Origin of the sequence: Paraburkholderia bannensis NBRC 103871, assembly GCF_000685015.1 — a bacterium.
GTDB classification, from domain to species: domain Bacteria; phylum Pseudomonadota; class Gammaproteobacteria; order Burkholderiales; family Burkholderiaceae; genus Paraburkholderia; species Paraburkholderia bannensis.
The window spans coordinates 154,882-176,865 of sequence record NZ_BAYA01000009.1 but is presented as its reverse complement, the minus strand read 5'-3'; the positions used below and the strand labels follow the sequence as shown (position 1 = coordinate 176,865).

The window sequence follows — 21,984 nt, the reverse complement described above, 5'->3', positions numbered from 1 at the left end:
GTCCATGCCCGTAATTAGGGACGCTAACGCGAAGGACGCAAAAGCGGACGACGCAAAGGCGATTGCCAAGGCTACGGGCGAAGCGACGCCGCAGAACAGTGGCCGGGAGGGTGGGCGCCCGGCGCGCAACGCACCGAATTTCGGTGCGTTCGTGCGTAAGGCGCCGCCTGTGCGCGAAAGCGCGCCCAAGGCAGACGCTGAGGCAACTGCCGAAGGCCTGCGCGCCGAAACCCCGGCGAGCTGGCCGGCCGATGCGGTCGAAGTCGGTGCCGTGATCGAAGCCTACGGCCTTAAGGGCGGGCTGAAGATCGCTCCGCACGCACAAGGCGGCAAAGCCTTGCTGGCGGCGAAGCGCTGGTGGCTCCTCAAGGGGCGCGAGCGGCCCGAGCGTCATTCCGCGGTATGTGTGAGCGCGAAGGTGCACGGCGATTCCGTCGTCGGGCAACTGGGTGGCATCGCCGACCGCGATACCGCGCTATTGCTGCGCGGGGCGCGTATCTACGTGAGCCGCGCCGATTTCCCGGCGCCGGCAGCCGACGAGTATTACTGGGTTGACCTGATCGGTCTCGATGTCGCCAACGAGGCGGGCGTCGAGCTGGGCAAGGTCGCCGACCTGATCGACAACGGTGCGCAGTCGGTGTTGCGCATCGAGTACCCGGAAACGGGCAAGGACGGCAAGCCCACCACCGGCGAGCGGTTGATCCCGTTCGTCGGCGTGTTTGTGAAGACGGTGGACCTGGCGGCGAAGCGCATTGTCGTCGACTGGGAAGCCGATTACTGAACCTGCTGTGCTGATTCGCTGAACGGAGAGAGCGATGCAGTTCGATGTCGTTACGCTCTTTCCCGAAATGTTCCGCTCGATCACCGATTGGGGCATTACCAGCCGGGCAGCCAAGCAGCAGCGTTACACGTTGCGTACGTGGAATCCGCGCGATTTCACGACCGACAATTACCGCACCATCGACGATCGTCCTTACGGCGGCGGCCCCGGCATGGTCATGCTGGCCAAGCCGCTCGAAGCGGCGATCGACGCGGCGAAAGCCGCGCAGGCGGAGCAGGGTGTAGCGAAACCGCGTGTGCTGCTGATGTCGCCGCAAGGCAAGCCGCTCACGCACGAGCGCGCCGTGCAGTTCGCGCAGGAACCCGGTTTCGTGATCCTGTGCGGTCGCTACGAGGCGATCGACCAGCGTCTGGTCGACCGTTGCGTGGACGAGGAAGTCAGCCTTGGCGACTTCGTGCTGTCGGGTGGCGAATTGCCCGCGATGGCGCTGATGGATGCCGTGGTGCGGTTGCTGCCGGGCGTGTTGAACGACGCGCTTTCGGCGGTGCAGGACAGTTTCGCGGACGGTCTGCTCGACTGCCCGCATTACACGCGGCCCGAGGAATACGACGGCGTGCGCGTACCCGATGTGCTGCTCGGCGGCCATCATGCGGAAATCGAGCAATGGCGTCGCCGCGAGGCGCTGCGCAACACGTGGCAAAAACGGCCCGACCTCATCGCTCGGGCCCGCAAGAACAAGATGTTGAGCCGTGCCGACGAGGCATGGCTCACTAGTCTCGCGAAGAGCGCGAACGAAGCGTAAGGCTTCGGGCGGGCAGGGCGCGAGGCGTCCAAGGCGGTGCCGCTTCATGCGTGAACGGCGCCAGTTGTGAATCCATCCTCTATCGGGGCCGTAGTTGCCGGTTTTTCCGTCAACGGGTACGAACGCCGACAAGATGGCTTACGGAGTCAATCCATGAATCTGATTGCAAAACTCGAGCAGGAAGAGATCCAGCGCGTGCTGGGCGAGAAGACCATCCCCGATTTCGCCCCGGGCGATACGGTGATCGTCAACGTGAACGTTGTCGAAGGCACGCGTAAGCGCGTTCAGGCATACGAAGGCGTCGTGATCGCAAAGCGTAACCGCGGTCTGAACTCGGCGTTCATCGTTCGCAAGATCTCGTCGGGCGAAGGCGTCGAGCGTACGTTCCAGACGTACTCGCCGCTGCTGGCAAGCATCGTGGTGAAGCGCCGCGGCGACGTGCGTCGCGCGAAGCTCTACTACCTGCGCAACCTGTCGGGCAAGAAGGCTCGCATCAAGGAAAAGCTGGTGTCGAAAGACCGCGCAGCTGCTCCGGCTGCCGAGCAGGCGTAAAAGCTGTAAGAAAGAAGCACCCTCCGGGGTGCTTTTTTCTTTTTGGCCGCACAATAAACCGATGTGCCCGAATCCCGAGTCAGCCGTTGATCCGTCCTGTATTTGAACCCGAAAGCCTGCCGATAGAATCGACCGGCGCCGATCTGCCCAGGGTCGCCGCCGGACGCCTCACGCCCGACGGGCTGCGCGCGCGCTTCGAACAACGCCTGCCCTGGCACCCCGAGCCGCAGGAATCCCGCGTCATGGATATCCGCGACCCGCGCGAAGCCGCCGTGCTGATGCCGCTGGTGATCCGCGCCTCGGGTCTGTCGGTGCTGCTCACGCAGCGCGCCGACCATCTGAGCAATCACGCTGGCCAGGTGAGCTTTCCCGGCGGCAGCCGCGAACCGTCCGACCCCACGCCCATCGCCGCCGCGCTGCGCGAAGCGCACGAAGAAGTCGATCTCGACCCGGCGCGTGTCGAGGTGCTCGGTGCGCTACCCGAATACCTGACCGGCACGGGCTTTCGCGTGACGCCCGTGGTGGGCCTCGTGCACGAGCCGTTTTCGCTGGCCGCCGATTCGCTCGAAGTGGCGAGCATCTTCGAAGTACCGCTCAACTTCCTGATGAACCCCGCGAACCATGAAATTCGGGTGTTCCGCTGGGAAGGCGGCGAGCGCCGCTTTTTCGCCATGCCGTATCCGCAGCAGGGCGGCCAGGCGGGTGCCGTCGGCGCCTCGCATTTCATCTGGGGCGCGACCGCCGGCATGCTGCGCAACTTTTATCGCTTCCTGTTGGCCTGAAGCGGCCCCCGGATTGCAGATTCGCGACGCGTTTCTGCATTGCTGCGCTGCGTCTGTTGTGTCTTTGCCGCCAGACGTTCAGGTACATCTGGCCCTGTGATATCGTTGCAACAATTTTCTGAAAGCCCCTGAAACCCCCGAATCCTCTTTTGCAACCTGACTTGCACGGCGCGTCGCATGACCTTCTTCTCCGTATTGCTGGCTCTCGTCATCGAACAGGTGCGGGCGCTTTCGCCGAATAATCCGGTGATGGCGCTGGTGCGCCTCAATGCGGAATGGGCCGCGCATGGTTTTGACGCGGGCAAGCAGAAACATGGCCTGATTGCCTGGCTCGTGGTGGTGCTGCCCTGGACGGCGGCCACGGCGCTCGTCTACTACGTGCTCTATCACATCAGCTTCGTGCTGGCGTTTCTCTGGAACGTGGTGGTGGTGTACTTCACGTTGGGCTTTCGCCAGTTCAGCCACTATTTCACCGATATCCACCTTGCGCTGAACAACGACGACGTGCCGCGCGCGCGTGAAATCCTCAACGAATGGACTGGCCTCGACACGGTGGACATGCCCGTGAGCGAGATCGTGCGCCACACGCTCATCCATGCGGTGGTGGCCTCGCATCGCCACGTGTTTGGCGTGTTCTTCTGGTTCCTCGTGCCGATCGGCCCGGCGGGCGCGGTGCTCTACCGGATCTCCGAATACCTCGCGCGCGAATGGGCGCGTCCCGCCGAAGACCGCACCGAAGCGTTCTCGAATTTCGCGCAGCACGTGTTCTTCGTGATCGACTGGATTCCGGCGCGGTTGACGTCGCTGGGCTTCGCGATCGTCGGCAATTTCGAGGATGCGATTTACGCCTGGCGCAATCACGCCAACCAGTGGCCCGACACCAACGAAGGCGTGCTGCTGGCCGCCGGCAGCGGCGCGCTGGGTGCGCGCCTGTCGGGCCCGCTCGCCGAACAGTCGAGCGTCGATGCGCTCGCGCAGCCGGGCGACGGTGGCCCCTATACGGTCGGCGACGACTGCACGCCACGTACGCTGCAATCGGCGGTCGGCCTGGTGTGGCGTGCGGTGATCCTGTGGATGATCCTGCTGCTGATGCTGACGATTGCCGTGTGGGTGTGAGCACGCGTCATCATCCGGCTTCGAGACAAAAAAACGGCCCGCTTCAAGCGGGCCGTTTTGCATTCTGGCGAGTGCTTCAGTCGTCGCGCGGATCGCGCTCGCGCCCGCATTGCCAGCAGACGGTGAACTGCGGCTCCAGCGTCTCGCCGCACTGCGGGCAGCGCCACGAAGGCGCGCCGGGCTTGGGGCCGAGCGTCGCATCGGCGATCAGCTTGCGCGCGAGCGTCTCGTCGCGCTCGTCGACGAGCCAGATTTCCGGCGCGCACTGTTCGGCCGGAATCTCGCCCATCGCGCCGCTCAGGTAGCGGTTGTGCAGCTCGCAGGGCACGCCAGCGGTGGCCAGAATGTTCATCCAGTGCTGGGCGATGACCACATTGGGCGCGCGCACGAGCTTGAGCATGGACTGTCGCGAAAGCGCGCGCGTCAGCGCACGACCTGGCTGATTTCGTGCACGAGCTGGGCGTAGAGTTCGTGGCGCTCGGGCGCGATGCGGCCGTCCTCGACCGCTTCGAGCACCGCGCATCCCGGCTCGTGCAGGTGATGGCAGTTGTAGAAGCGGCAATGCGCGAGCAGCGGCCGGAACTCGGGGAACGCGCGCTCCAGCGTGCCTTCGGTGAGGTGATAGAGGCCGAACTCCTGGAAACCCGGCGAATCGATCAGCGCGCCGCCTTTAGCGCCTTCCGGGCCCACGTCCGGCAGCTTGTAGAGCCGCGTGAACGTCGTCGTATGGCGGCCGCTGTTGAGCGCCGTCGAGATCTCGCGCGTCGCGGCTTCGGCGTCCGGAATCAGCAGGTTCACGAGCGTCGATTTGCCCATGCCCGACTGCCCGAGCAGGATCGTCTGGTGGCCGTAGAGATGCTTCGAGAGAATCGCGTGCGCTTCTTCGGGATGCTTCTTCTCGGACACTTCCAGCACCGTGTAGCCCAGCGCCCGATAACGCTCCAGCCGCTGGCGCGCGAGCGGCAGCGCGGCTTCCAGGTCGATCTTGTTGAGCAGGATGATGGGCGTGAGGCCATTGGCTTCGGCGGCCACCAGTGCGCGCCCGAGCAGATCCTCGCTGAAATGCGGCTCGGTGGCGAGCACGATCAGCAACTGGTCGAGGTTGGCCGCGAAGAGCTTCGATTTGAACTGGTCGGAGCGGTAGAGCAGGTTGCGACGCTCGCCGATCGCGACGATCACGCCCTGGTCGGCCGACGTTGATTGATAGTCGACGCGGTCGCCCACGGCGACTTCGCTCTTCTTGCCGCGCGGGAAGCACTGCAGCGGCGCGCCGCCGTCGTCCGGCGCGACCAGGTAGTGGCGGCCGTGCGCGGCGATCACGACGCCATGGAGCGTCGCGGCGTTCGCCGTGCTGTTCGGTGCGGATTGTGCAGCCCCGCCGGCGGCTTTCGATGCGCGCCGGTTCATGCGTGCGCGAGCAGTTTGTCGATCCGCTGCGAAGCCGGCGGATGCGAGTAGTAGAACGCGGTGTAGAGCGGATCCGGCGTGAGCGTCGACGCGTTGTCCTCGTACAGCTTCACGAGCGCGTTGACGAGCTGCTGCGCGTCGGTCTGCGTGGCGGCGAAGGCATCGGCCTCGAACTCGTGCTTGCGCGAGCTCAGGCTATTGAACGGCGTGATGAAGAACAGGAACACCGGCACGGCGAGGAAGAACAGCACCAGCGCAAGCCCCTCGTTGCCGCCGAGCAGCGACGGACGCACGCCCAGCCCCTCGTAGAACCAGACGCACTGCGTGAGCCAGCCGAGCAAACCGAGCAGCACGAGGCTGATCAGGAAGGTGACGACCATGCGCTTGATGACGTGGCGGCGCTTGAAGTGGCCGAGTTCGTGCGCGAGCACGGCTTCGATTTCACTGCCCGAGAGGCGCGCGAGCAGCGTGTCGAAGAACACGATGCGCTTGGCCGCGCCGAAACCCGTGAAATAGGCGTTGCCGTGCGCCGAACGGCGGCTGCCGTCCATCACGAACAGGCCCTTGGCCGCGAAGCCGCAGCGCTGCATCAGCGCTTCGATGCGCGAGCGCAGTGCTTCGTCCTTGAGCGGCTCGAACTTGTTGAACAGCGGCGCGATGAAAGTGGGGTAGAGCACCAGCACCAGCATCTGGAAGCCGACCCAGACCACCCACGTCCACAGCCACCAGAGGCTACCTGCCTGCTTCATGAGCCACAGCACGACGAACAGCAGCGGAATGCCGAACGCCGCGCCGATCACGAGCCCCTTGATGCGATCCATGAAGAAAATGCCGCGGGTCATGCGGTTGAAGCCAAAACGCTCCTCGACCACGAACTGGCGGTAGTAATCGATCGGCAATTCAATGATGCCGCTCACCGCGAGCACCGCGCCGATCAGCGCGATCTGGCCGACATAGCCACGCCCGAGCCAGTCGGACAGGCCCAGGTCGAGCGCCTGCACGCCGCCGAGCAGCGTCAGCGCGATCAGCACGACGGCCGACAGCACAATCTCGAACATGCCGAGGCGCGTGCGCGCGACGGTGTAATCGGCGGCGCGCTGGTGCGCCGCGAGGGGAATCGTGGCCGCGAACTGGGCGGGCACCGCATCGCGGTGGGCCGCGACGAAGCGGGTCTGGCGCGAGGCCAGCCACAATTTGGTGGCGACCATCGCCAGCACGGCGACCATGAAAAGTGCGCTGAAAGCGAGCGCAGGGGACAAAGTAGGCATCCGGGAAGTCCGTGGTATCTATGCGACAATTATATGTTCTTGGCGGCCCGCGCATTGCATCCTGCAATGGCGACGATGGCCGCATGCGGCGCGCGCCGCTTTCCTGCAGCTTTCCTGCAGTTTCCCTATTGTTCCAGGCGACATTCATGACAGACATCACTACTGCCGACCCGGCCGACCCGTCGGGCCAGGCGACTGCGGCCATGCAGCGCACCGACATGAACCTGATCTGGCTCGACATGGAAATGACGGGTCTCGACCCCGATAACGACCGCATCATCGAAATCGCCGTGGTCGTGACCAACTCGACGCTCGACAAGATCGTCGAGGGCCCGGTGCTGGCGATTCACCAGTCCGAAGCGGCGCTCGACCGCATGGACGAGTGGAACCGTAACACGCATGGCCGCTCGGGCCTGACCGAGCGCGTGCGCGCCTCGACCGTCACCGAAGAAAGCGCCACCGAGCAGATCCTGGCCTTCCTCGCGCAGTACGTCCCGCCGGGCAAGTCGCCGATGTGCGGCAACTCGATCTGCCAGGATCGCCGCTTCATGGCGCGCTGGATGCCCACGCTGGAGCGCTTCTTCCACTACCGCAATCTGGACGTGAGCACGCTCAAGGAGCTGTGCCGCCGCTGGCAGCCCGCGATCTACAAGGGTTTCCAGAAGCGCGCGATGCACACGGCGCTGGCCGACATCCACGAGTCGATCGACGAACTCAAGTACTACCGCGAGCATTTCCTGATTCCGTCGGCGCCGCTCGGCGGCTCGACGGAGGCGGCTGCGGGCGGCGACGCGCAGTAACGCGTACGCAAAACGCCCGCTCTGCAGGCTGGTTGTGAAAAACGGCGCCCCTGGGCGCCGTTTTGCTTTTCTACGCGCGTGATCTACGCGAATGATGCGCTTACGCGCGCGGCGGGCGTTGCGCGTTTTTCGGCCGGAACGCGGCCACGATGGCCGGATCGGTTTCGATATACGGGCCGCCGATCAGGTCGATGCAGTAGGGCACCGCCGCGAAAATGCCGGGCACTTTCGATTTGCCGTTCTCGTCGCGCAGGCCTTCCAGCGTTTCCTTGATCGACTTCGGCTGGCCGGGCAGGTTGATGATGAGCGCCGCGTGATCGTCGGTTTCGCGGATCACGGCGACCTGGCGCGACAGGATCGCCGTCGGCACGAAATTCAGGCTGATCTGGCGCATCTGCTCGCCAAAACCGGGCATTTCCTTCGTGGCCACCGCAAGCGTCGCCTCGGGCGTGACGTCGCGGCGCGCCGGGCCGGTGCCGCCCGTGGTCAGCACGAGATCGCAGCCCAGGCCGTCGACCAGCGCCGTGAGCGTGGCCGAAATGGTGGCCGCATCGTCGTGAATCAGGCGCGTTTCGGCGCGCCAGGGCGACTTGAGCGTCGCGCCGAGCCACTCCATCAGCGACGGAATGCCCTTGTCCTCGTAGACGCCCGCGGTCGCGCGGTCGCTGACCGACACGAGGCCGATCACGAGTTCGTCAGGATGGCTGCGCTCAGGCTTCGTCATCTTCGCGATCCTCACCGGCATCGTGATCCGCATCGTCTGCGTCCTCGTTGCCCTGGTGGCTCACGTCCTTGATCCACTGGAACAGCTCGCGGAAGTACTTGGGCGGCTTGGCCTGCTGGTGCTCGCGGCGCGCGTTGCGGATCAGCGTGCGGCCTTCCTGCGGGTCGGCGGCCGGATATTCGCGGATGAAGGCGGTGAGCGCCTCGTCGTCGGCCAGCAGTTTCTCGCGCGTGCGCTCGATCCAGTGCAGGCGCGCCGTGGCCGCCTTGTTCACGCCGCGATGCTCTTCCATCGCCTTGCGCAGGGCCGCGACTTCGGTCTCGGTCAGGCCGCGCATCATGCGGCCCACATACTGGAGCTGGCGGCGGCGGCCTTCGTGGTCGGAGATGCGGCGGGCTTCGTGGACGGCGTCCGCGAGGTCTTCCGTCATCGGCATGCGCTTGAGCGCGTCCTTGGGGAGCTCGACGAGCGCCACGCCCAGCTGCTGCAGGGCTTCCATATCGCGCTTGAGCTGCGATTTGCTCGGGCGATCGTAACCGTTGTCGTCGACTTCGGCGACAGCGTCGTTCATGGGTTGAATGCGGGTTTTGCGTTTCATGACGCATATTGTAGCGTGCGCGCGCGAGCCGATCGGACTTGGCGGCCGTGACGCACGCATGCGATGCGGCATTGCGGCACGCTCAGCCTCGGTGCGCGCGCGCAGTCCTTGCTATGATCGCGAAACGCGTCTGACGTAAAGACGCAGCATGTACGGCAAATCTGCGTACGCGCGACGCATCACGCGACACCTCCGACACACGACAAGCGGGCCGCACCGGCCCAAAACCGGACCGTAACGACAATGGCAGCAGACATCGAAGCCCGGCAGCGTTTTTTTCCGCACACCCAGGACGAACTGAAGGAGATCGCGTCGGACATCCTCCGCCACGCGAAGGCGCTCGGCGCGAGCGACGCCGCGACCGAACTCTCCGAAGGCGACGGTCTTTCGGTGTCCGTGCGGCGCGGTGAAGTCGAAACCATCGAGCACAACCGCGACAAGATGGTCGGCGTCACCGTCTACATCGGCAACAAGCGGGGCAACGCGAGCACCTCGGACTTTTCCGCGCAGGCGCTCAAGGACACCGTGGCGGCCGCCTACAACATCGCGCGCTTCACCGCCGACGACGACTGTGCGGGCCTCGCCGAGCGCGAGCTGCTGGAAACCGCGCCGCGCGACCTCGACCTCTACCATCCGTGGAGCGTCACAGCCGACGAGGCCGTCGAAATCGCGCGCCGCGCCGAAGACGCCGCGTTCGCCACCGACCGTCGCGTGACCAATTCCGAGGGCGCAAGCGTGTCCGCCCAGCACTCGCAGTTCGTGCTGGCCACGTCGAGCGGCTTCATGCACGGCTATCCGTACTCGCGCCACTACATCGCCTGCGCGCCCATCGCGGGATCGGGGCGCAGCATGCAGCGCGACGACTGGTACACCTCGCGGCGCAGCGCGGGCGAACTCGCTTCGCCGGAAGCCGTGGGCCGCTACGCCGCCGAGCGCGCGCTCTCGCGCCTGAACGCGCGCGGCCTCGACACGCGCAAGGTGCCGGTGCTGTTCGAAGCGCCGCTGGCGGCCGGGATCCTCGGCGCGTTCGTGCAGGCGACGAGCGGCGGCGCGCTGTATCGCAAGACCTCGTTCCTCGTCGACAGCCTGGGCAAGCCGGTGTTCGCGCCGCATATCCAGGTCGTCGAAGATCCCCACGTGCCGCGTGCTGCGGGCAGCGCGCCGTTCGACGAAGAAGGCGTGCGCACGCAACGTCGCGACGTCGTCAAGGACGGCGTGGTGCAGGGCTATTTCCTGTCGTCGTATTCGGCGCGCAAGCTCGGCATGCAGACGACCGGCAACGCGGGCGGCTCGCACAACCTGCGCCTGGAAAGCTCGCTCACGAAGCCCGAGGACGACTTCGAAGCCATGCTGAAGAAGCTCGGCACCGGCCTGCTGCTGACCGAGCTGATGGGGCAGGGCGTGAATTTCGTGACGGGCGATTATTCGCGCGGCGCGTCGGGTTTCTGGGTCGAGAACGGCAAGATCCAGTATCCGGTCGAGGAAATCACGGTGGCGTCCACGCTGCAGGAGATGTTCCGCCACATCGTCGCGATTGGTGCGGATACGCTTGCGCGCGGTACGCGCCAGACCGGTTCGGTGCTGATCGAGCGCATGACGGTGGCGGGGCAGTAGGCGGCAGTCAATTGTTTGGGGAGGGCGCTTCAGGCGCTCTGCAGATGCGAAAACGGCACGCTCTGGCGTGCCGTTTTGTTTTGGATCCAGCGAAGCGAATCGCTCAATCGCGCTCAATCGCGCCGTTCGTAAGCCACGAACGCAAAGTCGAAGTTATTCGGCGCATTCGCATGCAGTGTCTCGCGCGCTGTCTCAACCCAGACCGCCGCGTCAGGCGCGGGGAAGTGCGCGTCGCCTTCGAAATCGGCGGCGATTTCCGTGACGATCAGCTTGTGAGCGAGCGCGATGCCTTCAGCGTAAAGCTGCGCGCCGCCGATCAGGAACGCCTCGGGCGCCTGGTCCTGGCCCGCAAGCTCAAGCGCGGCTTCGAGGCTCGTCACCGTGTCGCAGCCGGCAAAGCGCTTGCCGGCGTCGCGCGTGACGACGATGTTGCGCCGTCCGGGCAGGGCGCGGCCGATCGATTCGTGGGTTTTGCGGCCCATCACGATGGGCGCGCCCATGGTGGTGCGCTTGAAGAAAGCGAGGTCTTCGGGCAGCCGCCAGGGCAGCTCGTTGTCGCGGCCGATCACGCCGTTTTGGGCGCGAGCGACGATCAGGGTGAGCGTCGTCATCGAGTGGGTCGGAGAGAGTCGAATTGCGATGGGATTGAAAGGTCGATCCCATCGATTCTACCCGACGGCGCGTTTCGAACCGCATCGGCGCCTGGACGTCGCCGCGGCCGATATGCGTACATCATCGGGCCGCAGCGTCGCCACGCGTCAATCGGCAGGATGCTCCGGCAGCGCGGGGCTTTCGGCGTGAACGTCGGCGTGACCCTCCGCCTGATTCTCGGCCTCTCCGCCAAAAATCGACTTTTCGTCGCGCAACCCATGCGTGCCCATCAGCCGGTACAGCGTCACCCGCGAAATGCCGAGATCCGCCGCCGCTTCGGTCAAACGATGGCGGTGCCGCAGCAGCGCGGCCTCGATCGCGCGCTTCTCGGCGGCCTCGCGCGCCTGCGCGAGCGTGACCGTCTGCTGCTCGGTGAACTGACCGAGGTCGAGGTCTTCCGCCGAAATCAGCTTGCTCTCGGCCATCACGATCGCGCGGCGCACGCGGTTGATCATCTCGCGCACGTTGCCGGGCCAGTTGTAGTTGTACATGGCCTCGATGGCGTCGGGCGTGAAGCCGCGGATCTTGCGCGCGCTGTCCATCTTGAACTTGTGCAGCACGTGATGCGCGAGGATCTCGATGTCCTTGCCGCGCGCGCGCAGCGGCGGCTCGTCCACACGCAGCACGCACAGGCGATGGAACAGGTCGGCGCGAAACCGTCCGTCGCGCATCGCCGCTTCGAGATCGACGTGAGTCGCCGAAATGATGCGCACGTCCACGGGAATCTGCTCGTGGCCGCCCAGCCGCTCGATCTTGCCTTCCTGGAGGAAGCGCAGCAGGCTCGCCTGGCTTTCCATCGGCAGGTCGCCGATTTCGTCGAGGAACAGCGTGCCGCCGTTGGCCGCTTCGACGCGGCCGATCTTGCGCTGGTTCGCACCCGTGAAGGCGCCGCGCTCGTAGCCGAATAGTTCGGATTGCAGAAGATGGTTCGGGATCGCGCCGCAGTTGATCGGCACGAACGGCGACTTGCGCCGCGGCGAGCGCTCGTGGATCGCAAGCGCGGTCAGCTCCTTGCCGGTGCCGGATTCGCCCGAGATGAACACCGACGCATCGGTGTTCGCCACCTTGCGGATCGTGCGAAAGAGCTGCTGCATCGCCTCGCAGGTGCCTACCATCTCGTCTTCGTCCTGGCTCGTCGCCGAGGCGGGGGCCTCGTCGAGATCGCACAGCGTGACCATGCCGAAGGCGTGGCCGACCAGATAGTCGAGCGTCGCGGGCGCGACCGGCAGGTGCACGTAGTCGAAGCAGTAGTGGCGGATCAGGCGGCGCACTTCCGGATCGGTCAGGCGCTGTGCGTCGGTCAGTGCGATCCAGCCTACCTGTTGCAGGCGCAGCACCGATTCGAGTCCGGCCAGGTCGCGCGGCGCGAAGCCGGTCAGGTCGATGATGCCCGCGCAGGTCGGCTCTTGCTTCACGAGGCGCGTGGCTTCGTGCGCGCTCTTCGCCATGGCGACTTCCCAGCCGCGGCTCTTCAGGTAGGCGCCGAGTTGCGTGTCCGGCGTGCGGGCGACGTAGAGCAACATCCGGTCGATGTCGGCAATCGGCCTGCCATCGCTGGACTTCGCTGCATTCGTCGCACTCGTCGCATTCGTTGCATTTGCAACGTTTGTCGCATTCGACGCGCTGGGCGCATCGACGCCACGCGCAGTTGAATCTACCGTACCCGCCGAGCCTTCGACGGCCGCGTCCGCCTGCAAGGCGGCGTGCGGCGACTGTCCCACCACGGCGAGCCGCTGGCCCGCCCCGGCGAACGACGTCACGTTGGCGCTCAGATGTGAGGATTCGCGCACGATTGACCTCGTATTCATCAGAAGGTGTAGGGGAACCGCACGCCGACGACGAAGTTCGGTGCGTCGGGCGTGAGGCCGACGGACACGGCGCCGTTGATCGTCAGGTGCTTGTTGACCACGTGATTGAGCCCGAAGTTGAGCACCGAGGCGGTCGTCTCGCTGCCTGGCACGCCCGTCCAGCTGCCGCCGGGCGCCTTGGTCTTCGATTGTGGCTCGATGGCCATGGTGTAGGAGATGCTGGCGGAATCCTTGTCGGAGAAGGCGAGCGCGACGCCGCCGCCGAACTGGATGATGTCGCCGAGCTTCACGTCGGCCGGCTGGGTCTGCCCAATGACCGACGAGATATCGGAGAACGACCGCGAAATGTTGTAGGTGTAGGAGAGGCTGCCGAACAGCACGACCGGATCGTAGGTCTTGAGCACGGACAGGCCTGCCGTCACGTTCCAGAAACCCGTGCCGGTGGGCAGCTTGGTCGGTGCGACGAGGTTGGTGTTGTCCTGCGAGATCTGCTGCACCTTGATGCCGAACGGCGAGGTGCCGGTCGGCGTCTTCACGCGCAGGCTGCCGACCACGTCGGGCATGTTGTTGGTTTCCTTCAGGAACTGGTAGTAGATCCCGAAGTTCACGTCGCCGATGGCGTTCGAGTTCACCGACGAATCGGACAACGAACTGGCCGAGCCGCCCGCGCCGCCCACGATGAAGCTGCTGTGGCGGTAGATGTAGGGTACGTCGACGTCGATGCTCATGCGGTCGGTCAGGCCGTACCGCGTGTCCAGGTCGGCCATGATCTGGTGCGACTTGGTTTCGCCCAGATTGATGTTGCCGAGGAAAATCGCATCGAGCGCGAGGAAGCCCGACAGCTGCAACTGGCGGCGATCGTAATAGGTGTCGCTGATACCCCAGTCGAGCGTGAGCTTGTGGTCGAAGAGCGGCGCATGCTCGCGCTGCACGACGGCCTGTTCGGCCTGGGTGCGCTCGGGTTCCGCGTTCTTCTGCGTCTCGCCGACGGTCGGGTTGTTCGGGTTCACGCCGACGGGCGCGCCCTGCTGCGGGCCGCTAGCCGCCGACGAACCGGTCGCGTTGTTGGTCGCGCCCGCATCGGGCGAGGGCGGGTTCACCGGCACGCCGGTAGCGGTGCCCGTGAGCGCGCCGGGCGCGGTTGCACCGGGCAGCGCCTGCGCGAGCGGCGGCAGCGGGACGGGCAGGCCGTCCGCGCCAGGCTGCTCGGCGACACTCGTGCCGGAGGCGGCGTCGGGCGCACCGGCGCCCGGCATGCCGCGTCCGCGCTGGGACATTTCCAGGTTGGTGACCTGGCGCTCTAGCGACTGGATCTGGCGTTGCTGCTCGTCGACCACGCGCATGAGCGTGTTGAGCCGATCTTCCAGCGACTGGCCTTGCAGCGCCTGCGCGTTGGCGTTTTGCGCAAGCGTGAATACCAGTACGGCTACAGGAATGGCCGCGAGCCGCACGTGCGGCGCCGCCGTCTTGAATATCGTGTTCATTTTTCTTCCCCCGGATCGAATTCGCCCGCATGACCGGACCCCCTGGTCCCGTACCCGCGCACGTCGATGCACCTCCTCGATACGTCACGCAGGGCCTCGGCCTGCGTGTACTGGTCTCCTTCTCGGGCCTCCTTCTGTTATGTGGCCGCCCATGGCGGTGGGCGGCGCATCTGGGTTGGCGATAGTCGTGAGCTCTGGTTGTGGACTCTGTCTCTCAGCGGATATTGCGCAGAGCCTGTAATACGCCGGCCTGCCGGATCATTTGCGCGCTCATCTGCTGCGTCTGCAGGCTGAGCGACAACTGATTGGCGACCTGCTGGTTATTTCCCGCGACCTGGAGCAGCTGGGCGATCGCGCCCGCCTGCGCCGTGTTGCTCGGCATGATGTTTTGCGTCGCGATACCGGCGGGTGTCTGCAACGTGACGTTGATGCCGTTGCCGCCGAACGCGATGCCGGCCCGGATGGTGCCGTTGGCGTTCGAAGCGGAGGCGCTGGGCGTGTTCGCGAGCCCCGAAAGCTGCGTGCCGCCCGTGCTGTTGGTGTAATCGATCGTCGCGGCGTTGGAGCCAACGTTGTTGTTGCCGGCCACCTGGGTGACCTGCGAGACGCCGTTGACCGACACGTTCTGGCCGCCCGTTGCCGATGTATTCGGCGAGGCGCCGCTGTTGGCCGTGGTGGTGCCGCCCGCGACGGGGTCGGTGACCTTGGCGCTCGTTTGCACGCTGGCGCTCAGCTGGTTGGCCGTGTTCTGCACGACCGTGAGCGCGCCCTGGGCGGTGGCGGTGGCGCCGTTGGGCAGTTGCCATTGCGAGATGACGTTCAGGACGACGCCCGAAATCATGTCGTTGCCGGCGTACTTGCCGGTCTGATGCGCGAGCACGTCGTCGTCGACGGGTTCGCAGTGCACGGGAAGGGCGTCGCCGCCGCCGGCGAGAAAGGCGGGGGCGATGGGCAACGGAGGCTGCGTGGCGGCAAGGCTCTCGGCGGCGCTTGCGCCGTGCGAATAAGCGCAGGCGAGCGCGCAGATGCCTGCAGCGATGCCAGTCTGTGAGAGGTTGCGGTTCATGACTCTTGTGTACTTCAGAACATGACGGCCTTATCGAGGCCGTATTCGAAGAAGGGAGTCGCGGCGGTGCCGTTGAGCAGGGCGTTCTCGCGCAGCTTCAGCGCGAGCGACTCGTTGTTCTGCAACAGCGGAGAGTCCTCCAGGAACGGTTTGCCGAGCACCGCGAAGACGAGACCATTCCAGGTCTTCGCAAAATCGTCCTCAGCCACGATTCGGTTTCCAAGCGCCGGATCCGCAATGAAGACGCGGCCGTTTTCGGCGTGCTTGACGATCACGAAATGCTCGTAGCCATCGATGTTCATGAGCACGAGCACGGGAATCTGCAAGTGATACAGGGCGTCGGTGTTGACACGGAAGCCGCGCCCGCGCAGGCCGATCGTTTCGACGAACTTCTTCATGTCGAGCATGGAGAAACCGTTCTTCACGACGACTTCGGGCGTGGAGTACACCATCATCCGGCGGATCAGTTCCGGTTCGGGGATGTCGATGCCGTAGCCATACTTGAGCAGCGTTGCGAGCGCGGCGGCGCCGCAGCTGTAGTCGTATTGCTGGCTGACGATGCTGCTGTAGCGGATATCGCGCATCGAGCGCAGCGGCAGCTTGATCGGTACGCCGACCAGATGCGTTGCGTCGATTGTCGATTGCGCGTGCACAGGCATGAAAGCCGCGGTGGCACAGAGCGCCAGCGCGACAGCACACATCCTTGACGCCGGGGACGATACGAGCCCGGACATGGTGGTCTCCTGCTTTTGTCTGGTTGCACACCGGCCGCGTGTGGCGGCGGCCGGTGCGTCTAGGTACAGCCCTGGTTTGCTACGACTTCTGGACTGCTTAGTGGCCGTTGCTGATTGCGGCGATGGCCATGCCGTTGTGCTGCAGGTTGCCGATACCGCCGGCGATGTTCACACCGATGTTGCCGCTGGCGCCGGCGAGTGCACCTGCGCCGAGCGAAGCCGTGCCCTGGAACTGACCCGTGGCCGTCATCGCCGCGTCCTGCACGTTGTTGTCGGTTGCGACCATCGCCGTCGTCTTGGCGGTGCCAGCGTTGCTCGACGTCGTCACCGAGCCGGCGAGGCTGTTGTTCTGCGCGTTGCCGATACCCGATGCGACGTTCACGCCCACGTTGCCCGATACGCTGGCGAGCGAGCCATCACCCACCGACGCATTCAGGTTGAAGTTTTTCACGCTTGCGCTGCCGCCAGAAGCTTGAGTGTTGAAGATCTGAGCGTTGCCGAACACATTGCCCACATCGACGGACGCGAGAGCGACGTTGTTGCTCTGTGCGTTGTTGATGCCTTCGGCGATGTTCACGCCCAGGTTGCCCGTGACGCCCGTTGCTGCGTCGCTGCCCGTCGTGGCGTTGAGCGTGCCTGCGACTTGCGTGTCGTAGTGCTGCGTAACCGAACCGGTCGTCGTTTCGTTGACCGTGTTCAGCGAGTCGCTCACGCTATAGCCCCATGCCTTGCTTTCCTGCGTCGCCTTCGCATACGAGTGAGCATCGGCGCTCTGGCTCGAACGCGATTCGCTCGACGAGCTGCTGGCGGACTTGCTGGAACTGCTCGACTTCGAGCTTGAGCCGTTCACGTAGGCGGACAGTGCTGCGCTGCCCGTGCCATCGGCATAGGCGCTGTTCGCGTTCGTCGAGTTGCTGGTCGAGCTCTTGTTGTCCGACGCCGTCCAGGCCACGCCCTTGGACGTGTTGTCCGTGTTGTTGTGCGAGTTCGTCGCCGTTTGCGTCGTCGATTCGGCGCCGTTGATGGCGGCACCAGCCGTACCGTTGTGATGGTTGCCGGTGTGGTACCACGACGCGTTGACATCGGCGTTGCCGCTGGCGCTTTGCGACTTCGTCGACGTGTTGTTGCCCGTGCTCGTGTACGCCGTTGCGACGGCCTTGTCGCCGGTGTTGTTGTACGTGCTGGCCGACGTCGAGTTGCTGGCGTTGCCGCTGTCGGTGGTGACGTGGTAGTCGGCCGAGACGCCTGCGTTAAGGGTCTTCGAGAAGTTCGAGCTGCTCGACGAGGACTTCGACGAAGACGACGAAGCGCTCTGCGAGTGCGACGACGAGCTCGACGATGCCGACTGGTCGGCCGTTGCGTACGACGAGTTCTTGTAGCTCGTGTTGGTGCCGGTGCCCGTCACGCTCCACGTGTTGTTGTCATACGTGGTCTTCACGTTGCCGGTGACATAGCTCTGTGCCTGGGGCAGGAGCGTGCCGCCGCTGGTGGTCTGCGAGTTGTTGATAACAGCGCCAGCGGTGCTGGAGACGGCGACGCAGCCGTACAGGCTGACCCAGCCTTCGATGCCCACTTGTTCGCCCACTGCCGTGTAATTGAACAGGTAGGCGGAGTTCGAGGCTGCGAACGAAGACGTTGCTGCCGTTGCGAGGACTGCCGCTGCGATGAGGGTGCGCTTCATGTTTCGCTCCGATACTTGAGTGGTCAGTTAGAAAAGAGTGCCCGCCGGGGGACGGAGCACAAAACTGTTCGCCGTTGCATTACCGGCACCGGCCGTCTGGTTCACCTGCACGAGGCCCGTTGCATTCCTGAAGGTCGCACCGTCGATGCGTACCTCACGAATGCCGCCTGCCTGGCCTGCCTGGCTTGCCTTGTTGCCGTTCTGAGCGGTGACCGCGGACAGTTCCCCGTCCGAGAGCATCGCCACTCCGAACGCCCCAGTGCCGATCTGGGCACTGTTGCGCTGGATATTGCCCACGCCTGCCGCCTGATTGACCATCATGGCGCCCGACGTGTTGGAGAAAGCACCTGAGCCGATAATTGCGGTGGCGTTGGCGAGCCGCGCACGGCTCGAGGTGCTTTGGTCATCCAGGTTCACATTCGCAACCGAGCCGCCGCTGCTGATGGTCAGCTGGTTGCCTTGTGCGTTGTTCAGCCCCGCGGCTTCGTTCACGGCCACGGCACCGGTCGTCGAGGTCGCAGCGTTCGGCGCGATCACGGCGGTGGCGCCGACGGTGACCTGTGCGTGTGCGCCGGTTGCGAGTGCAGCCGAGGCAGTCGCGAAGGCGAGCGTGGCCAGAAGGTTGGGACGACGAATCATTTCACTCCTCCGATGGAGCCGAGCGCGCTCGTGAGCGGCGCCAGCGCACCGGTCACGGTGCTGGAAATTGTGTTGCCGATGCCGCCCACCACCGACGCGCTGCCGCCGGCGCCGAGCGCGGTGTTCGAGCCGCCCGCCGGGCTGCCCACAAGGATGCGGTTGATGGCCTGCACGCCTGCGGCTTCGCCCGCCATTGCGCCGCTCGTGTTGACGCCCGAGTTGCCGCGTGCGTTGGTCAGATCCGTATCGTTGACGAGCGTGGCCATGGCCGGATCGAACGAATTCTTCGGGAACGTCGTGGCACGCACGAGCACCGGATCCTGGCTCTTCGGAACGTTGGCGAACGCGCTGCGCGGGGTGACGTCGCGCTCGACGATGATGTCGCCGGGGTTCACCACCTGCTGCGCGCTGACGCCTGCAACGAGCCCCGCTGCGCACACACCGCTTAGGATTCCTGCGATCCGGGCGCAACGCCGGCGCACGCCTGGCGTCGTAAAGCGAACTTTCATGTCGGTCTCCGTCTTGCCCCTCGGGGCGGCGACTCTGGTTCGCCGCTCCCGAACCGCGCCGCGTACGGCGCGTTCCCTCTGTCTGGATTACTGCGTCTGGTTTAATGCGCGAATCTGTTTCACTTGTTGCGGGTGTAGCTGGCGATGTTGCCTTGCGCCGCCTGGCCGCTATCCACCGGAATCGGCAGTGGCGCGGGTGGGGCGATCTCGTCCCAGAGCGTCACGTTGTTGCCGCCGCGCATCAGTTGCGGGGTGGCTGCCACCATCAACATGCCGACCGCGCCGCCGCGTTGATGCGAGAGCGTCTGGTCGTCGATCGAACCGACGCCGGCCATCACCGGTTCGTCGCCGGCCGGGCCCGGGTCGGCGGCAAGCGGGGCGGCGCTCAGGTTCGCGCCGCTCGTGCTGTTATCCGGGTTATTGCCGCTGCCCAGTGCTGCGTTAGTGTCGAGCGTCGCCGGCTGCATGCCGGAATCGATCGCGGGTGCGGCTGCCGTCGTGCTGACCGGCGTTGTTGCAGGAATGACATCGGCGTTCACGCTGGCGACGACGATGGAGGCGCTGGCCGCATCCGTGGCGCTTTGCGCATACACCGACGGCGCGGCAGCGAGGAGCGCAGCCGGAATCAGCACGACCGCGAAGGCGGTGGCGTGGCTGACTGCATAGCTGACTGCGCTGGGCTTGGCGTTCGAACGAATGAGTCGCATGGCGTGTCTCCTGGTGCGAGTCATTTAGCGAAACGTGTGCCATGTCCCGGAAACCGTTGATACGACGGGGGTTCCGATATTTTCAGCGGATTTTGAATTGCGGATATAAGCGAAAATGTTTCAGCGCTGAAACGTCGGCCTCTTTAAACCCCTGGAATTCGCTCAGGAGTTTCAGCGGAGAACGTTTGCGCGATTTTTTTGTTACGTAATGACGTTACGTAATGGCGGGTGGGCAGGGGATTGGGCAGCGCCGCGAATGGAAATGTACGTAATCATTTTCTTCTTATCATTCAAGGCGAAAAGCTAATGGAAACCTTTCCATCGTGCCCTTATCCATTCACGCCGCATATTTTCTATCCAAGTCCCCGGCGCATATAGTAAGCTTCAGAAAAATGCGTAAAACCGAAAACAAATAGCCCAGCCAAGGGCAGGTTGTTGACATACACACGTCGCAGCTCGGGGATTCACTGTCAGCAAAAGCTAGGGTGTCGTGTCGTCTGGCCCGTTGGAGCCGGGCGCATGGAGCGTTTGCTGCGTGTCTGTACATCAGGAGCGTGCCGTCATTCCGCAACGATGTGTTGGCAAGAGGATCTGAATAATGGAATCCGCAACGCGGCAGTTGGTTTACGTGACGCGCAGTCCCAACGAAGCGCTGAACGAGCGGTTCCACGAGCGCGGCTGGCAGGTGGAGATCGTGGGCAACGCCCGCGACGCGCGGCGCGCGCTGCGCGCGGGCACGCCTGCGGGCGGCCTGCTGGATCTGTCGAGCCAGTTCCATCTGCATGAAATCGGTTCGTTCGAGCCGTGCCTGACGTTGCCGAACGTGGGCTGGGTTGCCGCGACCACCACGGGCCAGCTTCAGGACGCCAACCTGCGCCGGCTGGTGCGCGATTACTGTTTCGATTACGTAACGGTGCCGTGGAGCGGCGAGCGCATCGTCGATTCCGTCGGCCACGCCTATGGCATGGTTTCGCTCGTCGAAGCCGCTTCGAACGACACCACGGGCGGCGCCGAAGGCGAAATGGTGGGCTCGTGCGAGGCGATGCTGGCGCTGTTCCGCTCGATCCGCAAGGTCGCCATGACCGACGCACCGGTGTTTATCTCGGGCGAGTCCGGCACCGGCAAGGAACTCACGGCCGTCGCCATCCACGAGCGCTCGTCGCGCCGCAGCGCGCCGTTCGTGCCGATTAACTGCGGCGCGATTCCGCCCCACCTGCTGCAATCCGAACTGTTCGGTTATGAGCGCGGCGCCTTCACGGGCGCGAGCCAGCGCAAGATCGGCCGTGTCGAGGCGGCCAACGGCGGCACGCTGTTTCTCGACGAAATCGGCGACCTGCCGATGGAAAGCCAGGCCAGCCTGCTGCGCTTCCTTCAGGAAGGCAAGATCGAGCGGCTGGGCGGCCACCAGTCGATGCCGGTCGACGTGCGCATCATCTCGGCAACTCACGTGGACATGCGCGCGGCCATGGTGGAAGGGCGTTTCCGGCAGGATTTGTATCACCGCCTGTGCGTGCTGCAGATCGACGAGCCGCCGCTGCGCGCGCGCGGCAAGGACATCGAGCTGCTCGCCCGCCACATGCTCGAACGTTTCAAGAAGGACGGCGCGCGCCGCCTGCGCGGCTTCTCGCCCGATGCGATCGCCGCGCTGCACAACTACAGCTGGCCCGGCAACGTGCGCGAACTGATTAACCGCGTGCGCCGCGCCATCGTCATGTCGGAAGGGCGCGCGATCACGGCGCGCGACCTGGAACTGGGCGATTACGTCGAGGTCGTGCCGGTGTCGCTTGCGCAGGCGCGCGAAGCGGCCGAGCGCCAGGCGATCGAACTGGCCTTGCTGCGTCATCGCGGCCGGCTGGGCGACGCGGCGCAGGAGCTCGGCATTTCTCGGGTGACCTTGTACCGGCTGCTGTGCGCACACGGCATGCGGCATATGGAAAGCGACCCGCTTGCGCCGCATCCGGGCGGACTGGTTTCGGGGGGCGGGGCCTGAGTCAGGCTTCGCAAGAAGGGGACCAAACAGCGGCCACATGCAATCCCGATCCGTGGCCGCTGGACGCCGGCGATGGCGTTCATGGCGTGTTCAAGCGCTGACGAAGAGCCGATAGCGGCCGTGAGGGTGTCAGGGGTGCAAGCGTACTTGCGCGGGGGCGCGGGTTCGTGCGGGTGGCGGCTCGCGTGAGCGGGCCGCCTCGTCCGCGAAAATCTGTTTTATCCGGTTTGTTCTGATCTTTCCCCGATTTATACTGTCGCGCCGCAATGGC

The 21,984-nt window shown here is 65.0% G+C and carries 22 protein-coding genes; 8 read left to right on the top strand and 14 right to left on the bottom strand.

Features of this window, described 5'->3' with window-relative positions:
* Positions 1 to 4: 4 nt before the first annotated feature.
* From rimM to BBA01S_RS16120, 5 genes are all read left to right on the top strand, one after another.
* Positions 5 to 781 (top strand): ribosome maturation factor RimM, encoded by a 777-nt coding sequence (gene rimM / locus BBA01S_RS16140; RefSeq protein ID WP_084162204.1) that lies wholly within the window; start codon positions 5 to 7, stop codon positions 779 to 781.
* Positions 782 to 815: 34 nt separating this feature from the next.
* A complete protein-coding gene (gene trmD / locus BBA01S_RS16135) occupies positions 816 to 1,583 on the top strand; it encodes a tRNA (guanosine(37)-N1)-methyltransferase TrmD (protein ID WP_027817361.1) in 768 nt (255 codons plus the stop codon).
* 153 nt (positions 1,584 to 1,736) lie between these two features.
* Positions 1,737 to 2,135, top strand: coding sequence for a 50S ribosomal protein L19 (rplS, locus tag BBA01S_RS16130; protein ID WP_027817360.1), 399 nt, complete (start codon positions 1,737 to 1,739; stop codon positions 2,133 to 2,135).
* Between the two features lie 86 nt (positions 2,136 to 2,221).
* Entirely contained in the window at positions 2,222 to 2,917 is a 696-nt protein-coding gene (locus tag BBA01S_RS16125; protein ID WP_027817359.1) for a CoA pyrophosphatase, read from the top strand.
* Between the two features lie 177 nt (positions 2,918 to 3,094).
* Positions 3,095 to 4,033: a CobD/CbiB family protein gene (locus BBA01S_RS16120; protein ID WP_027817358.1), complete on the top strand. Its 939-nt coding sequence runs from the start codon at positions 3,095 to 3,097 to the stop codon at positions 4,031 to 4,033.
* A gap of 76 nt (positions 4,034 to 4,109) precedes the next feature.
* Here BBA01S_RS16120 and BBA01S_RS16115 read toward each other — a convergent pair whose 3' ends face one another.
* The 3 genes from BBA01S_RS16115 to BBA01S_RS16105 are packed head-to-tail and all read right to left on the bottom strand — an operon-like array spanning position 4,110 to position 6,708.
* Positions 4,110 to 4,433, bottom strand: coding sequence for a putative signal transducing protein (locus BBA01S_RS16115; protein WP_027817357.1), 324 nt, complete (start codon positions 4,431 to 4,433; stop codon positions 4,110 to 4,112).
* A 23-nt stretch (positions 4,434 to 4,456) separates the two neighbouring features.
* On the bottom strand, positions 4,457 to 5,440 hold the full coding sequence (rsgA, locus tag BBA01S_RS16110) for a ribosome small subunit-dependent GTPase A (protein WP_027817356.1): 984 nt from the start codon (positions 5,438 to 5,440) through the stop codon (positions 4,457 to 4,459).
* Complete coding sequence (locus BBA01S_RS16105; protein WP_042297338.1) at positions 5,437 to 6,708, bottom strand: M48 family metallopeptidase; 1,272 nt, start codon at positions 6,706 to 6,708, stop codon at positions 5,437 to 5,439. Before BBA01S_RS16105 ends, rsgA begins: the two co-directional genes overlap by 4 nt.
* 146 nt (positions 6,709 to 6,854) lie before the next feature.
* Between BBA01S_RS16105 and orn the strand changes: the two genes are divergently transcribed.
* On the top strand, positions 6,855 to 7,508 hold the full coding sequence (gene orn / locus BBA01S_RS16100) for an oligoribonuclease (RefSeq protein WP_027817354.1): 654 nt from the start codon (positions 6,855 to 6,857) through the stop codon (positions 7,506 to 7,508).
* A gap of 100 nt (positions 7,509 to 7,608) precedes the next feature.
* On the opposite strand, the gene mog is transcribed toward orn, so the two are convergent.
* The gene (gene mog / locus BBA01S_RS16095) at positions 7,609 to 8,232 is read right to left on the bottom strand and encodes a molybdopterin adenylyltransferase (RefSeq protein ID WP_042297336.1); all 624 of its coding nucleotides are present in this window, start codon (positions 8,230 to 8,232) and stop codon (positions 7,609 to 7,611) included.
* Positions 8,219 to 8,830 carry a ribosome biogenesis factor YjgA gene (gene yjgA / locus BBA01S_RS16090; RefSeq protein ID WP_027817352.1) on the bottom strand — a complete coding sequence of 204 codons (612 nt, stop codon included), beginning with the start codon at positions 8,828 to 8,830 and terminating at the stop codon, positions 8,219 to 8,221. The genes mog and yjgA overlap by 14 nt, the downstream gene beginning before the upstream one ends.
* Positions 8,831 to 9,073: 243 nt before the next feature.
* Here yjgA and pmbA point away from each other — a divergent pair, with 243 nt between their 5' ends.
* Positions 9,074 to 10,444: a metalloprotease PmbA gene (pmbA, locus tag BBA01S_RS16080; protein ID WP_027817351.1), complete on the top strand. Its 1,371-nt coding sequence runs from the start codon at positions 9,074 to 9,076 to the stop codon at positions 10,442 to 10,444.
* A gap of 113 nt (positions 10,445 to 10,557) precedes the next feature.
* Here the strand turns inward: pmbA and BBA01S_RS16075 are convergent, their stop codons facing one another.
* From BBA01S_RS16075 to BBA01S_RS45555, 9 genes are all read right to left on the bottom strand, one after another.
* Positions 10,558 to 11,055 (bottom strand): dihydrofolate reductase, encoded by a 498-nt coding sequence (locus BBA01S_RS16075; protein ID WP_027817350.1) that lies wholly within the window; start codon positions 11,053 to 11,055, stop codon positions 10,558 to 10,560.
* A 147-nt stretch (positions 11,056 to 11,202) separates the two neighbouring features.
* Entirely contained in the window at positions 11,203 to 12,885 is a 1,683-nt protein-coding gene (locus BBA01S_RS41465) for a sigma-54 dependent transcriptional regulator (RefSeq protein WP_042297333.1), read from the bottom strand.
* 17 nt (positions 12,886 to 12,902) lie between these two features.
* Positions 12,903 to 14,387 carry a hypothetical protein gene (locus tag BBA01S_RS16065; protein ID WP_027817349.1) on the bottom strand — a complete coding sequence of 495 codons (1,485 nt, stop codon included), beginning with the start codon at positions 14,385 to 14,387 and terminating at the stop codon, positions 12,903 to 12,905.
* A 214-nt stretch (positions 14,388 to 14,601) separates the two neighbouring features.
* Positions 14,602 to 15,453: a hypothetical protein gene (locus BBA01S_RS16060; protein WP_027817348.1), complete on the bottom strand. Its 852-nt coding sequence runs from the start codon at positions 15,451 to 15,453 to the stop codon at positions 14,602 to 14,604.
* A gap of 14 nt (positions 15,454 to 15,467) precedes the next feature.
* Positions 15,468 to 16,187, bottom strand: coding sequence for a C39 family peptidase (locus BBA01S_RS16055; protein ID WP_027817347.1), 720 nt, complete (start codon positions 16,185 to 16,187; stop codon positions 15,468 to 15,470).
* A gap of 97 nt (positions 16,188 to 16,284) precedes the next feature.
* Positions 16,285 to 17,868 (bottom strand): beta strand repeat-containing protein, encoded by a 1,584-nt coding sequence (locus BBA01S_RS16050; protein WP_027817346.1) that lies wholly within the window; start codon positions 17,866 to 17,868, stop codon positions 16,285 to 16,287.
* Positions 17,869 to 17,895: 27 nt separating this feature from the next.
* Positions 17,896 to 18,507, bottom strand: a complete 612-nt coding sequence (locus BBA01S_RS16045; RefSeq protein WP_042297331.1) for a hypothetical protein — start codon at positions 18,505 to 18,507, stop codon at positions 17,896 to 17,898.
* A complete protein-coding gene (locus BBA01S_RS16040; protein WP_042297328.1) occupies positions 18,504 to 19,016 on the bottom strand; it encodes a hypothetical protein in 513 nt (170 codons plus the stop codon). The genes BBA01S_RS16045 and BBA01S_RS16040 overlap by 4 nt, the downstream gene beginning before the upstream one ends.
* Before the next feature lie 119 nt (positions 19,017 to 19,135).
* Positions 19,136 to 19,723, bottom strand: a complete 588-nt coding sequence (locus tag BBA01S_RS45555) for a hypothetical protein (RefSeq protein ID WP_245641504.1) — start codon at positions 19,721 to 19,723, stop codon at positions 19,136 to 19,138.
* A gap of 598 nt (positions 19,724 to 20,321) precedes the next feature.
* Between BBA01S_RS45555 and BBA01S_RS16030 the strand changes: the two genes are divergently transcribed.
* Positions 20,322 to 21,713: a sigma-54 dependent transcriptional regulator gene (locus BBA01S_RS16030; RefSeq protein ID WP_027817343.1), complete on the top strand. Its 1,392-nt coding sequence runs from the start codon at positions 20,322 to 20,324 to the stop codon at positions 21,711 to 21,713.
* Positions 21,714 to 21,984: the final 271 nt, after the last annotated feature.